This window comes from Bradyrhizobium sp. 62 (assembly GCF_023073035.1).
Taxonomy (GTDB): domain Bacteria; phylum Pseudomonadota; class Alphaproteobacteria; order Rhizobiales; family Xanthobacteraceae; genus Bradyrhizobium.
Window position 1 is genome coordinate 247,715 of sequence record NZ_JADPIT010000016.1, and the last position, 14,870, is coordinate 262,584.

Consider the following 14,870-nt stretch of genomic DNA (forward strand, 5'->3'; position numbering starts at 1 on the left):
GGCTCGGAAGGGACGGGCATTAACCCGTCAGGGCGCTTTACCCAGGCAAGCGTCCTGGCTTTTGCCAGGACGACACGAGAGGGCCTACCGCTCGACGAACGCCTTTTCGATCACGAAATGGCCGGGCTTGTTGCCGGAGCCCTCGACGAAGTCGCGGCCCTCGAACATCAGTTTCAGCTCTTCGAGCATCGCCGGGCTGCCGCACATCATGATGCGGTCGGTCGCGATGTCGAGCGGGCCCTGGCCGATGTCGTTGAAGATCTGCTCGGAGCTGATGAGGTCGGTGATGCGGCCGCGGTTCTTGAACGGCTCGCGGGTCACGGTCGGATAGTAGATGAGCTTGTCCGCGAGCAACTCGCCGAACAGTTCGTCCTCGCGAAGACCGGCGACGAGCTTCTCGCCATAGGCGAGCTCGGAGACCTGACGGCAGCCATGCACCAGCACGATGCTGTCGAATTGGTCGTAGACCTCGGGGTCCTTGATCAGGCTGGCGAAGGGCGCCAGGCCCGTGCCGGTCGAGAGCAGCATCAGCCGCTTGCCGGGAATGAGATTGTCGGTGATCAACGTGCCGGTCGCCTTGCGGCCGACCAGGATGGTGTCGCCTTCCTTGATCTTCTGGAGCCGCGACGTCAGCGGGCCGTCCTGAACCTTGATCGAGAAGAACTCGAGCTCTTCCTCGTGGTTGGCGCTGGCCATGCTGTAGGCGCGGAGCAGCGGGCGGCCCTCAACCTCGAGGCCGATCATCGCGAACTGGCCGTTCTGGAAGCGGAAGCCGGAATCGCGGGTTGCGCGAAAGCTGAACAGGGTGTCGGTCCAGTGCTGGACGGAAAGAACCTTCTCTCGGTAAAACGCGCTCATGATTTTCGATATTCCGAATAATTGCGGTTTTAGGGCAAAAGCGTTGCCCGGCCCCTGAAAGCGGAGCGGACACCATTGCCATGGCGGAGGATTTCGCGTGTGTGATCTACGCCATTGAGACCAATAATCAACCTCGTTCCGGGTGCAATTGATGCCGGTCAAACCGGCATTTGCGGCGGAAATGGTCGCATCATTAATGGATGTGCTGTCCGGCGCGCGCGGAGGGCAATTTCTTTTCCCTCCGGGGCCCGAATACAGCACTTAATTTCCGTGGCGCTCGCGAGAATTTCATTAAGAATAGCTCTGATTTCACTCTCGTTTGGCGCCGTTTCCCGCTTTTTTGCGGCTTTTGGCGCCAAGCTCGACTGGAACTGACGGCTGCGAGTGGCGACAAGACACATGGTGAACGGCGAGCGGATCTTCGTCCAGGCGATCAGGCGCTATTGCGCGACCCATGGCATCGCGCTCGAAGTCCGCGCCGATGGCTGGCTGCTCGCGATGCGCCGGGGCGAGCAGCGCCGCTTCGCGTTCGGCTACGACATCGGCCTCAACAGCGCCATCGCGCACCGCCTGGCCAACGACAAATCGGCCACCGCCGAGGTGCTGGCGCTCGAGGGCGTGCCTTGCATTCGCCATCGCCTGTTCCTCAATCCAAAGTTGGGCGAGAAGGTTGTCGGCGTCGCCTGGCGAGAGGCAATGCTGGCGCTGCTTCACGACAATCCGCAAGGCGTGGTGGTGAAGCCGAACGAGGGGACGTCGGGACGATCCGTCTTCAGGGTCACGACGGAAACTGAGCTCGATCATGCGGTTGGCGAAGCCTTTTCGATGAGCGCCGGACTCGTGATTTCGCCCTATGTCGTGATCGAGGATGAAGTTCGCGTGGTCCTGCTCGATGATGTGCCACTCGTCGTCTACAGCAAGCAGCGCGGCTCGGATTGGCGGCACAATCTCGATGCGGGTGCAAAGCCCGTGCTGATGCAGGATTGCGATCTTCGCGCAGCCTGCGCAAAGCTCGCCATCGACGCCGCCAAGGCCATCGGCATCACCTTCGCCTCGATCGACCTCGTGCACGTCGACGGCATCTGGCGCGTGCTCGAGATCAATTCCGGCGTGATGATGGAGACGCTGGCGAAGCTGCATCCGGCGCTGGTGCAGACGACGTACGATGCAGCGCTGGATCGGGTGTTTGGGGAACGCTGAGCAACACGCGCGCTGTCGGCTTCAACCGACCGCCAACCGATACGCAGCCTTCGCGTTCACACCAAACGCCTTCTCACGCGCCTGCGGACCGAGCTTCATCAGGCAGGCCTCCAGCGCGCCCTTGATCTCACCATAGCTCCCCGCGAGCAAGCATACCGGCCAGTCCGAGCCGAAGATCAGGCGATCTTCGCCAAAGCATGTCGCGGCGTGCGCGACGAACGGAAACAGCCGCTCCGCATTCCAGTCGCTCCAAACCGCTTCTGTCGCCAGCCCCGAGACCTTGCACCAGACATTGCCGCAGGCCGCGAGTGCCGCGATGCCATTGGACCATTCAGTGCTTCCACCGTCGGCAATCGGCGGCTTGGCCGCGTGGTCGAGCACGAAGCGCGCCTGCGGGAACGCTTGTGCGGTTGCGATCGCGGCCGGCAGCTCGCGGGTGCGGACCAGGAAATCGTAGGCGAGATCGTGCGCGAACACGGCCGTGAGGCCGCGCTGGACGTCCTCGCGCAACAACCAATCCGGATCGGCCTCGTCATGGACCTGGTGGCGGATGCCGATCAGCTTGTCACCGCCGGGCGAAGCGCGCAGCCGGTCCAGCGTCTCACCAAGTGCAGCGTCGGTCAGATCGGCCCAGCCGACGACGCCGATCACCGAGGGCGTCGCATGCGCGATCCGCAGGAATTCCTCGGTCTCCGCCAGGGCGGAGCGGCACTGCACCAGGATGCTCGCGTCGATGCCGTTCGCGCTCAAAAGGGGCGCGAGATCGGCCGGACCGAAGGCACGCCGGATCGGCGTGAGCTCGGGCGCATCCATCCAGGGATAATCGGCGCGCGCGGGATCCCAGAAATGCTGGTGAGCGTCGATGATCATGCCTTACGCTCCGTCCGGCAATGGCGCGCGGGCGTCGACGAGTTCTCGCCCACGCAGCTCCTGCCAGAACGCCGCCGGCACCGCCGTCTCCGACATCGCGATGTTGTCAGCAACTTCCGCGGCGTTGCGCGCACCCATCACGGCGACCGTGACTGCCGGATGGGCCATGCAGAACTGCAGCGCGGCGGCTTTCAGTTCGGTGCCATGCTTGCGGCAGAGTTCGTCGAGCGCGAGCGCACCGGCGACGAGTGCCGCATCGGCATCCTGATAATTGAACTTCGCGCCGGTGTGCGGATTGGCCAGGATGCCGCTGTTGTAGATGCCGCCGAGCAGGATGCCGATATTCTTCGCGGCGCAGACCGGGAACAGCGCATCCAGCGCGCCCTGATCGAGCAACGTGTAGCGGCCGGCGAGCAGGAAGCAGTCGACCGGAACGGCCTCTGCGAACCGGACCAGCATGTCCGACTGGTTCATGCCGGCACCGATCGCCTTGACGGTGCCGTCCGCGCGCAGGCGCTGCAGCGCGCGGAAGGCGCCGGCGACGGCGTCGTCGTAGTGATCGTCGGGATCATGCACGAGCAGGACGTCGACGCGATCGAGCCCAAGCCGCGCCAGGCTTTCCTCCACCGAACGCATCACGCCGTCATAACTGAAATCGAACACCGGCCGCTCGCGAGACGTGCCCTTGTAATGCTCGTCCTCGGCGGCCGCGCCATCGGGCACGCGCAGCAGGCGGCCAACCTTGGTCGAGATGGCGTAGGAGTCACGGGGCTGTTGCCGCAGGAATGCGCCAAGGCGTCGCTCCGCAAGGCCAAAGCCGTAGAGCGGCGCGGTATCGAAGAAGCGGATTCCGAGCGACCAGGCGCGGGCGATCGTCGCCTCCGCATCGGCGTCGCTGACGGGGGTGAACAATCCGCCGAGCGGGGCGGAACCGAGGCCGAGTGAGGTGACATCGAGAGAGCCGAGCCGCGACCTTTTCATTCCCATTGCCTCAACAGTCTTCCCCAGCAGCCAAAATCATCTCTCCCGCTTGCGAAAAGCGCAAGCGGGAGAGGCACGCAGGAGCGCGGGGCTGGCGACGCTCCTACTTCAACATCTGCGCAACGTTGTCCTTGGTCACGAGATCGAGGCCGGTATAAACGATCTCCGGCACCTTCTCGCCCTTCTTGATGGCGAGCAGCGTGTCCATCGCCTTCTCGCCCATCTCGAACGGACGCTGGCCGACCAGCGCATTGGCATAGCCATCGCGCAACAGCTCGAGCTGCATCTTCAGCGTATCGGCCACGACAAGCGTGAACTTGCCGGAATCGATATCCTTCTTGTACCTGGACGCGAAGGCCTTGAAGCCTTCGGGGGCGAACATCGGCCAGCCGCCGATGGGAACGATCGCGGCGAGGTCGGGCGTCGCGGTGCGCATGTCAGTCATCTGCTGGACCGCCAGCGCGGGATCGTCGTTGCAGAACGTTGGAGAGCCCGCGACCTCGGTCCATTTCGAGCCCTTCAGCGCCTCGCGGACGCCGTCGACGCGTTCAGCGAGGTTCTTGGCGCCGGGACCACCCGAGACCATGGCATATTTGCCGCCGTCGGGCCGCAGCTTCAGGAGCTGCTTGCCGAGGGCGACGCCGAACTCCTTGTTGTTGGTGCCGATATAAGCGATGCGCTTGGCGCCGGGCGCATCGGCGTCGAAGGTGATGACGGGGATGCCGGCCGCGGTCGCCGCGTCGATCGACTTGGTCATCGCCGCGACGTCGGCAACCGAAATGGCGAGGCCGTCGACCTTCTGAGTGACGAAGTCTTGGATGATCTGGGCCTGCGTCGCCGGCTCGTGCTCGACCGGCCCCTTGTAGATGCACTCGATGTTGCCGAGCTCCTTGGCACGCTTCAGGCAGCCGTCGCGCGCGAAGTCGAAGAACGGATTGTTCATCGCCTTGGGCACGATCACGAACCGGTAGTTTGCGGCAAACGCCGGCGTAGCCATCATCGCGACCGCGATGCCGGCAAGTAGATATTTCCTCATCGTCTCCTCCACCCTTCTTTGGCGCCTGTCCTCTCAAGATCGTCCGGGAAGTGGACAGGCGGCATTTTCGTTGCCGTCCCGGAACGACGTCGTTTCAGATCATCCGCGAGCGGATGCGGTCGACCAATACGGCCAGGATGATGATCACGCCCACCAGCGTCTGCTGCCAGTAGGAGCTGACCTGGGCGAGCACGAGGCCGTTGCGGATCACCTCGAGCAGCACGCAGCCGACGATGGCGCCGAGTGGACCGCCGATGCCGCCGGCGAGATTGGCTCCGCCGATGACGGCCGCAGCGATCACGTTGAGCTCGTAGGACGTCGCCATGTTGGCCGGCGCCGACCCAAGCCAGCCCGAGATGATGATGCCCTGGAGGCCTGCGGCGAGTGCGCAGATCACATAGACCTCGATCTTCACCCGCACGACCGGGATGCCGGTGAGTTCGGCCGCCTTCTCGTTGCCGCCGAGCGCGAACACGTGACGGCCGAACGAGCTGTGGTGCAGCACCACGGCCATCGCCAGCGCGAGGACGATCAGATAAATGAACGGCACGGGCACGCCGAGCACGTCGCCCGAGGTGAGCGCGTAGAAATAATCGGCATCCGGCCCACCTGGAAAGCTGCCGCGTCCGTTCGAGACGACATAGCCGAGCCCGCGCACGATCGAGAGCATGCCGAGCGTGGTGACGAACGGCGACAGGCCGAGCACCGCGATACAGAAGCCGTTGACGAGGCCGGCGAGCAGCGCGACGCCGAGGCCGGCGAGAAGCGAGACCACCAGGATCAGGCCGGGGACATTGGCGAGCACGGTCTTGCCGTCGGCCGCTATGTGCACGAACAGGGAGCCCGCCGGCGAGCCGGGCGCCGACAGCTCGGTCATCACCATCGAGGTGACCATGGCGGAGAAGCACATCATGGAGCCGACCGACAGATCGATGCCGCCGGTGATGATCACGAAGGTGACGCCGAGCGTCGCAATGGCGATGAAGGAGAAATTCTTCGCCACGTTCTGCATGTTGCCTTCGGTGAAGAAGTACGGGCTGGCGAAATGCATGACCACCAGCAGCACCGCCAGCGCGAGCAGGACATAACCAGTCTGGGACGCGAAGATGCCGCGCTGCCACCATCTGATTTTGCCGACATTCGAGAAGGTGATCGGGGATTCCATCGGCATGGCCATCACGCCGCCTCCTTCGCGCCGGTGATCAGGGCGGTGACTTCCTCGGGAGAGGTCTGGTGGATGGGCTTGTCGGCCCGCTTTTCGCCGCGGCGCATGACGATGACGCGATCGCACACCGCGAACACGTCAGGCATGCGGTGCGAGATCAGCATCACGGCAACGCCCTGCTCCTTCAGCCGGTGGATCAGGCCGAGTACCTGCTCGACTTGGCGGACCGAGATCGCGGCCGTGGGCTCGTCCATCATGACCAGCTTCGCGTTGGAGAGCCGCGTCCGCGCGATCGCAACCGCCTGGCGCTGCCCGCCCGACATCTGCTTGACGAGATCGTCGGGGCGCGTCTCCGAGCGTAGCTCACCGAACAGCTCCAGCGCACGCGCCGCCATCGCCTTGTGGTCGAGCAACGCGAACGGCCCGATCCTGCGCTTCAACTCGCGGCCGAGAAAGACGTTGGCCGCCGCGGTGAGATTGTCGGCGAGCGCGAGGTCCTGATAGACCACCTCGATGCCGACGCCGCGGGCATCGACGGGCCGGTTGAAATGAACCGCGCTGCCGGCGAAGCGGATTTCGCCGTGGCTGGGGCGGAAATTGCCGGCGATGATCTTGACCAGCGTCGACTTGCCCGCGCCGTTGTCGCCCATCAGGCCGACGACCTCGCCGGGAAGGACCTGCATGTCGACGTCATGCAGCGCGCGGATCGCGCCGAACTCCTTGCCGATGCCGGTCAGCTCGAGGACCGGTGTCGCTTGTGCATTTGTCATCAGCGGCCTTCCTCAGACGTAGCGGTTGACGAGGGATTCCAGATATTCCTGCCGGCCCGAGCGCGGCTGCGGGTCAAAGCCCGGGCCGTGCGCGCGGTCGGCAAGTTCGGCAAGCGAGCGCTGCCCGCCGAGAATGGCGCGGCCCTCGGGCCCGGCCCATCCCTCGTAGCGTTTCGCAAGCGGCGCAGTGAGCACGCCGGCGTCGAGCATGTCCGCGGCGGCGAGCAACGCCCGCGCGCAGGCATCCATCGAGCCGACATGGGCATGGATCAGATCGTCGGGATCGATCGACTGGCGGCGGATCTTGGCGTCGAAATTGAGCCCGCCGGAGCTGAAGCCGCCGCGGCTCAGGAGCTCGTGGAACACCAGGGCAAGCTCGGGCACGTTCATCGCGAATTGGTCGGTGTCCCAGCCGAGCAGATCGTCGCCGCGGTTGATGTCGAGCGAGCCGAACACACCCAGCGCCTCCGCGAGCGCGACCTCGTGATGGAAGGAGTGGCCGGCGAGGATGGCGTGGTTCTGCTCGATGTTGAGCTTGACGTCCTTCAGCAGGTCGTAACGCGCGAGGAAGCCGTAGCAGGTAGCGACGTCGAAATCATATTGGTGCTTGGTCGGCTCCTTCGGCTTCGGCTCGATCAGGATCGGCCCCTTGAAGCCGATCTTGTGCTTGTGCTCGACGACGAGCGAGACGAAGCGGCCGAGCTGGTCGAGCTCGCGCTTGAGATCGGTGTTGAGCAGCGTCTCATAGCCCTCGCGCCCGCCCCACAGCACATAGTTCTGGCCGCCGAGACGGTGCGTCACTTCCAGCGCGGCGCGGACCTGGCCGGCGGCATAGGTGAATATCTCGGGATCCGGATTGGTGGCCGCGCCCGCCATGTAGCGCCGATGCGTGAACAGATTGGCGGTGCCCCAGAGCAGGCGTACCTTGCTCGAGGCCATCTTCGCTTCGAACAGATCGGCGATGGCATTGAGGTTGGCGACGGATTCCGCGAGTGAGTTCCCTTCCGGCGCCGCATCGACGTCGTGGAAGGTGAAGAAGGGCACGTCGAGCAGGCGAAACAGCTCGAAGGCAACGTCGGCCTTGGCGCGCGCCTGCGCCATCGCATCGGCGCCGTTGTGCCAGGGCCGCAGGAACGTCTCGCCGCCAAAAGGATCGCCGCCGGGCCAGCACAACGAGTGCCAATAGCAGACCGCAAAACGCAGATGGTCCTCCATCCTGCGGCCATGGACGAGGCGGTCCTTGTCGTACCAGCGGAAGGCGGGCGAGTTTCCCGCATCCTTGCCGGCGAAGGCGACAGGTGCGGTTATATCAAAGAATTTCACAGACGCGTTCACTCAGGCACACTCCTTCAACGCAGGATAAAGCTCGCGCCAGCGGCGATAGGCCTCGTCATAGGCCGCAGCCACGGATGCGCGGGGCGTAAAACTCGCGAGCCGGCGCGGACGAGTGCAAACCGCAGCCGCGTCTTCGCCGGTGGCGGCGAGCCGTCCGAGCCTGGAGGCGCCGAGCGCGGCACCAACCTCGCCCTCCTCGACGCGGTGGACGGGAATGCCGAGCACATCGGCGCAGATCTGCGCCCACAGCGGCGAGCGCGAGCCGCCGCCGACGAGATCGACCTCGGGAAGCGGTCCGCCGGCCGCGCTCAGCACCGCCAGATTGTCGCGCGCGGCGAAGGCGACGCCTTCGAGCACGGCCTGAACGATCTGGGAGCGGCCGGTCGCACCGCGCAGGCCGACGAAGGCGCCGCTGGCCGCGGCATCGTTGTGCGGCGTGCGCTCGCCGTCGAGATAGGGCAGGAATTTGACCGGGCTCGGTCCATCGACGCGCTCGCCGAGCGGCGCCAGCAGCGCTGCGGCCGGAACCTCCATCACGCCCGCGAGCCAGGCCAGCGACGCCGCCGCCGACAGCATCACGCCCATCTGATGCCAGCGGCCGGGCAGTGCGTGACAGAACGCATGGACCGCCGAGGCCGGAGCCGGTGCAAACCGATCAGTGACGCGGAACACTACACCGGATGTGCCAAGCGACAGGAAAGCATCGCCCGGCGCGATGGCGCCGAGCCCGATCGCGCTCGCGGCATTATCGCCGGCGCCGCCGGCGACCACGACATTCCTAGCCATGCCCCAGCGTTGCGCGTAGTCCGGCGCGAGCGTCGCGCTGACCTCGCTGCCCTCGACGAGGCGTGGCATGTGATGGAGATCGAGCCCGGTGGCATGCAGCAGCAGGGGCGACCAGCGGCGCAGACCGACGTCGAGCCACAGGGTGCCGGCCGCGTCCGACATGTCCTCGACCATCTCGCCGGTCAGGCGATAGCGGACATAGGCCTTCGGCAGCAGCACCTTTGCGACACGCGCGAAGATTTTTGGCTCGTGCCTGGCGACCCAGAGCAGCTTCGGCGCGGTGAAGCCGGGCATGGCCAGATTGCCGGCGATCGTGTGCAGCGACGGGCAGCGCCGCTCCAGCGCGACGCATTCGGCGTGCGAGCGGCCGTCGTTCCAGAGGATCGCGGGACGCAGCGGCCGTCCGTCCTCGTCCAGCAGCGTCGCGCCGTGCATCTGGCCCGACAGCCCGATGCCGCGCACCCGCGCGACCTCGCGCGGATGGCGGGCGGCAAGATCGTCGACCGCGCCGACCGCCGCATCGACCCAGCCATCGGGATCCTGCTCGGACCACAGCGGCGCGGGATGCGATAGCGCAAGCTCGCGCGCCGCCGTCGCGACAACCGCGCCGGCTTCGCTGACGAGCACCGCTTTCACACCTGATGTGCCGATGTCGATTCCGAGATACACGCCGTCCTCCCTTTCGCCTGTTGCGGTGCGCGAACTCAAAGTCGCCTTATCCGCAACGGGTCATTTTGAATTCCACCTGCCGCTAAGGCAGATTGTCCCGCATCACGATGTCGATCCTGATCTTCTCCTGTTCGCGCAAGATCGGCTCGCCACGGGCGAGCGCGAGCAGCACACGCACGGCGGCGCGCGCTTCATGTCCGGGGTTCTGCGAGATCGCGGCATGCATCACGCCCTGCAGCAGCAGCCGGCGCGTCAGCGCAGTGACGTCGTGTCCGACAAACACCACCTGCTTGTCGCGGCTGGCATCGCCCAAGGCCTTTTCATTCAACGCGTTGGCGACGCCTTGCGTACCGGCGCCGACATTATAAAGACCCACGATGTCGGCATGCCTGCTCAACAGCCGCGCCAACAATTGTTCCGAACGCGCGTCCTCGTCGCGTCCTTCGAGCACCGGCAGCACGCTGAGGCCGGGGAATTCCGACGCCACCACCTGGTTGAAGCCAAAAATGCGCTCGGCATGATCGCGCAGGCCCTGCGAGCCCGCGACGATCGCGACCTTGCCGGACTTTTGTCCGACCAGCCGCCCGACCAGCGCGCCGGCGGTGCGTCCCGCGGCAATGTTGTCGATGCCGACATAATGGTGCCGGCGCGACGACGGCACGTCGGAGACCAGCGTCACGACCTTGGCGCCGGCATCGACGAGATCGTCGATCGCGGCGCGGACGCCGGGATGGTCCAGCGCCACCACGGCGATGCCGTCGTAATCGTCCGAGAGCCCTTCCAGGGAAGCCGCGAGCACGAACGGATCGAACACGTCGGTCGCGACGGTCTCGACACCGAGGCGGCGTGACGACAACCAGCCCGACATCTCGCCGAGATAATCCTGGATCTGCTGCATGAACGGGTTCGGTCCCGACGGCATCACGAAGGCAAAACGGCGGGCGCGGCCGCGGGCGAGCTCGGCGGCGGCCACGTGCGGCTGGAACGAATTGCGCTCGATCGCCTCTTTGACGCGCCGGACCGTATCCGGCCGCACGCCCGGACGATTGTGCAGGACGCGGTCCACCGTCGCGAGGCTGACGCCGGCCTGGCGGGCGATGTCCTTCAGCGTCAGCGCGGTCGTGGTGAGCGTCTCGGCCATGGCTGAAGGCTAGCAGAGGTGTTTTGAGGTACGCAACTCATTTTGAGGGGCGGCAGGCATTTTCCGGCAGCTGGGCCTAGGAACAGCCTTTCCTGTCCGCCGTTGCTGCCCCGTGCGTAACGATATCACCCATGATCCCGGCGAGGGATTGAGCCCGACCCTCGAGCGCAACATCCAGGCGTTGGTCGAGCGCCGCCGCCGCGAGCAGCGCGCAGCCAAGGGTCAGGAAAAGGTCGCCGATGCGATCACGGCGTTCACCGGCAGCATGGCGTTCGTCTACCTCCATGTCGCGGTGTTCGGCTTCTGGATCATCGCCAATCTGCACTGGCTGCCGGGAATTCCAGCCTGGGACGAGAGCTTCGTGGTGCTGGCAATGATTGCTTCGGTCGAGGCGATCTTCCTGTCGACATTCGTGCTGATCTCGCAGAACCGCATGAGCGCAGCAGCGGACAAGCGCGCCGATCTCGATCTCCAGATCAGCCTGCTCGCCGAGCACGAATTGACCAAGGTTGCCCGCCTCCTCACGCAGATCGCCGAGCGGCTGGACGTCCAGCCCGACTCGAAGCGGGATCTGGAGGAGGCAAGCCGCGACATCGCCCCCGAGCGCGTGCTCGACAGGATCGAGCAGACGCGCTCCTGAGCTATCGGCTCGCCGACAGATCCAGGGTCAGGAACAGGCTGTTGGGATCGTCGACATAGCCTTGGAACGGGCCGCAGAGGACAAAGCCATGCGCCCGGTAGAGCGCGTGCGCCGGCTTGAAATAATCCCACGAGCCGGTCTCGAGGCTGAGCCGCGCCATGCCGCGCGCGCGGGCTTCCGTGATGATGTGGCGGAGCATCTCACCGCCAAAGCCGCGCCGGCGCGTGGTCTGGAGCGTGTGCATCGACTTCACCTCGCCATGCGCTCCCGACAGCGACTTCAGCGCACCGGTGGCGACCAGCGTGTCGCCGTCCCAGCCGGTCCAGAACGCGACTTCCGGGGCACGAAGCCCGGCGAGATCAAGCGCATGCGCACTGCCCGGCGCGGTCTGTGCTCGCGCCGCCGCAACGTGATGGTCGAGCAGCGCGATGACGCGTGGATCAAAGGTGTCGCCGGTGCGGATCTGCATCGTCAGGGCTCACATCTTGCCGTAGGACGCGCCGCGGCGCGTGATGATGACGTAGCGCGCATCCTGTCTGGTCTCGTTCTCGAAGATCACCGCGCGCATCACGTCGAAATCGAGACAGTCGCCTTCGCGCAGGCGAACCGCCTTGGCGTCGATGTGCACCGCGATCGCACCCTCCAGCATCAGCAGTTGCTGGGTGAAGCATTGCGCCCCCAGGGGCTGTACGGCACCCGCGCACCCGCCGGCAAATCGACGACGATGATCTCGATGCCGCTCGCCGCGTCCGTCGGCGAAGCGTGGCGGCGGCGATAGCCGCTGTCGGGATCGCGCCAGTGCGGCTGGTCGGCGAGCCGCACCAACCGCTCCGGCGGCTTTTCGGCCAACGCGACGACGTCGCTGAGCGACACGTCGAGCGCGGCGCAAAGTTTACCCAGCAGCGCAGCCGTCGCACTGCTCTGCGCCCGCTCTACCCGTCCGATCATCGCACGGCTGACGCCGGAGCGGCCTGCGAGCTCATTCAGCGTCATGCCGGCCTGCGTCCGAAGCGTCTTCAAGCGACGACCGATCGCGCGATCGAGCTTTTGCTGGTCCATTGCTTGTAGGTCCTGACTTTCATCCGAACATGGCCCGGCGCGGTGACCGCAAGCCACCAGGCGAGAGAGCTTAACCGAGAGCGCGCCGGGTGCCGGTCACGACGAGCTAATATATTGGAAACTTAGTCTGGCGCACGCGAGAGAACATCGGCCCTTCTTCGCCAAGGCTTCGAAGGGCATCCTGCTTCGCGTTGCCGAGATATCGAAGTCCTGCGAAGCGCCTTGACGCGAAGCAGGATGGAGCGGGCGAAGGGAATCGAACCCTCGTATGCAGCTTGGGAAGCTGCCGTTCTACCATTGAACTACGCCCGCGGATGCGCAGCCTGCGCCCGCTCTGATTAGCCGAGACGGCGCATCTCGCCAAGCGCTTTGGCGCAGCCCGCCTGACCCTTCTTAAGTTTCCGGTAAGATTTTGGGTGCGGCGGATTGTGGCGGTGTTATGATCGACTGTCTGGGGAGACGTGCACTGAGTGGGGCGTGTGCATGGTGGGGCGTGGCTACGCGATATTCGACACGACCATAGGGCGCTGCGGCATCATCTGGAGCAGCACCGGTATCGTTGCCGTGCAATTGCCGGAGGCGCGGGAGATCGACACCCGCCGCCGGATTTTCCAGGTCCATCCCGAGGCGCGCGAGCAGCGGCCTTCCGCGAACGCCGAGTTCGCGATCGAGGGCATCGTGGGCTTGCTACAAGGCAGCGATGCCGATTTTTCCGAGGTTAGCCTGGACGCGAGCGGGGTGCCCGGCTTCAACCGGCGGGTCTACGAAGCCGCCTGCGCCATCCCGCGCGGGGAGACGCGCACTTATCACGAGATCGCCAAGACGCTGGGCGCCTCCGGCGCCGCGCATTCGGTGGCACAGGCGATCGCGAGAAATCCCTACATGCTGATCGTGCCCTGCCACCGGGTGCTGGAGGCCGGCAATTACACCGACCGCCTCTCGCCCTATGGCGGGGTGATCCCCAAGCGGCGGCTGCTGTCGCTGGAGGGCGCCCATCCGATCGCCAGCAAGACGCTGTTCGACGTCCTGCTGCCCGTTGCCCCTCCCCGAGCGCCCACCTAGATAGGCGGGATGGACGCAACCACGCTGCTGACCACCCCTTCGATGACGGTCTCCGAGTTTCGCTGCGACGCGGGACCGGACGACAGCCCGTTTGCGGAGTGCCGCACCGGCCATTCCATCGCCTACGTCCGGGCGGGCAGCTTTGGCTGTCATTGCCGCGCCGGCTTCTTCGATCTGGTCGCGGGCTCGATGCTGGTCGGCGCGCCGGGCGAGGAATACACCTGCACGCATGAGCATGTCGCCGGCGACGTCTGCCTGTCCTTTTTCCTCAGCGACGATCTGGTCGACGCGCTCGGCGGCCGGCGCGACGTCTGGCAGGTCGGCGCGACGCCGCCGCTGCCCGAGCTGATGGTGCTGGGCGAACTCGCCCAGACGGCGGCAGATGGCAACAGCGACCTCGGTCTCGACGAACTCGGGCAGATCCTCGCCGGTCGTTTCGTCGATGTCGTGTCGGGCAAGACGCGCAAGCCGACGACACCGACGGCGCGTGATCGCCGCCGCGCCGTGGAAGCCGCGCTGTGGATCGACGCCAATTCGCATGCCGAGGTCGACCTCGAACAGGCGGCGCGGCAGGCAGGCCTCAGCCCCTTCCACTTCCTGCGGCTGTTCTCCGCCGTGCTCGGCGTCACCCCGCATCAATATCTGGTGCGCTCGCGGCTGCGGCATGCGGCGCGGCTGCTTACCGACGACGACATCGCAGTCACCGACATCGCCTATGACGTCGGCTTCGGCGATCTCTCCAACTTCGTCCGCACCTTCCACCGGGCGGCCGGCGTCTCGCCAACCAAGTTCCGTCAGGCCTCGAAGGGGGAGCGCAAGATTCTCCAAGAGCAGCTTGCGCTCAACTGACTAGGTTCGTCTCCGGCGCGCGCCGATTGCGGCGCGCTTTGGAAATGGAGACGACCATGTACGATCATATCGGATTGCGCGTTGCCGACCTCGACGCCGCCACGCGCTTCTACACCGCGGTGCTGGCGCCGCTCGGCTATGTCCTGTGCTCGAGCGGCGATGGTTATGCCGGCTTCGGGCCGAAGGGCGAGCCGGCGCTGTGGCTGCACCTGAACAAGGGGCGCAAGGCGGATGGCGCGCATATCGCGTTTCGCGCTGGGGATCATGATTCGGTCAAGGCATTCCATAGCGAAGGCCTGAAGAGCGGCGGTCGCGACAATGGCGGTGCCGGCCCGCGCAAGGATTACAGCCCGACTTACTACGCGGCGTTCTTGATCGATCCCGATGGTAACAATGTCGAGGCGGTCTGCACGTGAGCTCGCTCCGTCATTGCGAGGAGCACTTGCGAC

Annotated in this window: 17 protein-coding genes and 1 tRNA gene; 5 read left to right on the top strand and 13 right to left on the bottom strand. The window is 65.6% G+C overall.

Features of this window, described 5'->3' with window-relative positions; genetic code table 11:
• Window positions 1-84 precede the first annotated feature (84 nt).
• Window positions 85-858 (bottom strand): ferredoxin--NADP reductase, encoded by a 774-nt coding sequence (locus IVB47_RS20160; RefSeq protein WP_007597827.1) that lies wholly within the window; start codon window positions 856-858, stop codon window positions 85-87.
• A 399-nt stretch (window positions 859-1,257) separates the two neighbouring features.
• Here IVB47_RS20160 and IVB47_RS20165 point away from each other — a divergent pair, with 399 nt between their 5' ends.
• Window positions 1,258-2,058 carry a RimK-like protein gene (locus IVB47_RS20165; RefSeq protein ID WP_247464065.1) on the top strand — a complete coding sequence of 267 codons (801 nt, stop codon included), beginning with the start codon at window positions 1,258-1,260 and terminating at the stop codon, window positions 2,056-2,058.
• A gap of 21 nt (window positions 2,059-2,079) precedes the next feature.
• Here IVB47_RS20165 and IVB47_RS20170 read toward each other — a convergent pair whose 3' ends face one another.
• The 8 genes from IVB47_RS20170 to IVB47_RS20205 form a co-directional block, all read right to left on the bottom strand.
• Window positions 2,080-2,928, bottom strand: coding sequence for an amidohydrolase family protein (locus IVB47_RS20170; protein WP_247463619.1), 849 nt, complete (start codon window positions 2,926-2,928; stop codon window positions 2,080-2,082).
• A 3-nt stretch (window positions 2,929-2,931) separates the two neighbouring features.
• Complete coding sequence (locus IVB47_RS20175) at window positions 2,932-3,909, bottom strand: aldo/keto reductase (protein WP_247463623.1); 978 nt, start codon at window positions 3,907-3,909, stop codon at window positions 2,932-2,934.
• A 103-nt stretch (window positions 3,910-4,012) separates the two neighbouring features.
• Complete coding sequence (locus tag IVB47_RS20180; protein WP_027514400.1) at window positions 4,013-4,945, bottom strand: sugar-binding protein; 933 nt, start codon at window positions 4,943-4,945, stop codon at window positions 4,013-4,015.
• A gap of 94 nt (window positions 4,946-5,039) precedes the next feature.
• Window positions 5,040-6,122 (bottom strand): ABC transporter permease, encoded by a 1,083-nt coding sequence (locus IVB47_RS20185; protein ID WP_247463626.1) that lies wholly within the window; start codon window positions 6,120-6,122, stop codon window positions 5,040-5,042.
• Window positions 6,122-6,880 (bottom strand): ATP-binding cassette domain-containing protein, encoded by a 759-nt coding sequence (locus IVB47_RS20190; protein ID WP_007597833.1) that lies wholly within the window; start codon window positions 6,878-6,880, stop codon window positions 6,122-6,124. Before IVB47_RS20190 ends, IVB47_RS20185 begins: the two co-directional genes overlap by 1 nt.
• A 12-nt stretch (window positions 6,881-6,892) precedes the next feature.
• On the bottom strand, window positions 6,893-8,215 hold the full coding sequence (xylA, locus tag IVB47_RS20195; protein ID WP_247463630.1) for a xylose isomerase: 1,323 nt from the start codon (window positions 8,213-8,215) through the stop codon (window positions 6,893-6,895).
• Entirely contained in the window at window positions 8,216-9,670 is a 1,455-nt protein-coding gene (gene xylB / locus IVB47_RS20200; protein WP_247463634.1) for a xylulokinase, read from the bottom strand.
• An 82-nt stretch (window positions 9,671-9,752) separates the two neighbouring features.
• A complete protein-coding gene (locus IVB47_RS20205; RefSeq protein ID WP_247463637.1) occupies window positions 9,753-10,811 on the bottom strand; it encodes a LacI family DNA-binding transcriptional regulator in 1,059 nt (352 codons plus the stop codon).
• A gap of 112 nt (window positions 10,812-10,923) precedes the next feature.
• Between IVB47_RS20205 and IVB47_RS20210 the strand changes: the two genes are divergently transcribed.
• On the top strand, window positions 10,924-11,451 hold the full coding sequence (locus IVB47_RS20210; protein WP_027565878.1) for a DUF1003 domain-containing protein: 528 nt from the start codon (window positions 10,924-10,926) through the stop codon (window positions 11,449-11,451).
• Window position 11,452: 1 nt separating this feature from the next.
• Here IVB47_RS20210 and IVB47_RS20215 read toward each other — a convergent pair whose 3' ends face one another.
• The 4 genes from IVB47_RS20215 to IVB47_RS20230 all read right to left on the bottom strand — a co-directional run bounded on the left by IVB47_RS20215 (window position 11,453) and on the right by IVB47_RS20230 (window position 12,822).
• Window positions 11,453-11,920 (bottom strand): GNAT family N-acetyltransferase, encoded by a 468-nt coding sequence (locus IVB47_RS20215; protein ID WP_247285352.1) that lies wholly within the window; start codon window positions 11,918-11,920, stop codon window positions 11,453-11,455.
• Window positions 11,921-11,929: 9 nt separating this feature from the next.
• Window positions 11,930-12,100, bottom strand: coding sequence for a cupin domain-containing protein (locus tag IVB47_RS20220; RefSeq protein ID WP_247463639.1), 171 nt, complete (start codon window positions 12,098-12,100; stop codon window positions 11,930-11,932).
• A complete protein-coding gene (locus tag IVB47_RS20225) occupies window positions 12,100-12,510 on the bottom strand; it encodes a helix-turn-helix transcriptional regulator (protein ID WP_247463641.1) in 411 nt (136 codons plus the stop codon). The genes IVB47_RS20220 and IVB47_RS20225 overlap by 1 nt, the downstream gene beginning before the upstream one ends.
• A 238-nt stretch (window positions 12,511-12,748) precedes the next feature.
• Window positions 12,749-12,822 (bottom strand) — tRNA-Gly (locus IVB47_RS20230).
• Window positions 12,823-12,993: 171 nt separating this feature from the next.
• On the opposite strand from IVB47_RS20230, the gene IVB47_RS20235 reads away from it, so the two are divergent.
• The 3 genes from IVB47_RS20235 to IVB47_RS20245 are packed head-to-tail and all read left to right on the top strand — an operon-like array spanning window position 12,994 to window position 14,837.
• Window positions 12,994-13,572: a methylated-DNA--[protein]-cysteine S-methyltransferase gene (locus tag IVB47_RS20235; protein ID WP_247463644.1), complete on the top strand. Its 579-nt coding sequence runs from the start codon at window positions 12,994-12,996 to the stop codon at window positions 13,570-13,572.
• A 9-nt stretch (window positions 13,573-13,581) separates the two neighbouring features.
• Window positions 13,582-14,421, top strand: coding sequence for an AraC family transcriptional regulator (locus tag IVB47_RS20240; protein ID WP_027565881.1), 840 nt, complete (start codon window positions 13,582-13,584; stop codon window positions 14,419-14,421).
• 56 nt (window positions 14,422-14,477) lie between these two features.
• Complete coding sequence (locus IVB47_RS20245) at window positions 14,478-14,837, top strand: VOC family protein (protein WP_027565882.1); 360 nt, start codon at window positions 14,478-14,480, stop codon at window positions 14,835-14,837.
• Window positions 14,838-14,870: the final 33 nt, after the last annotated feature.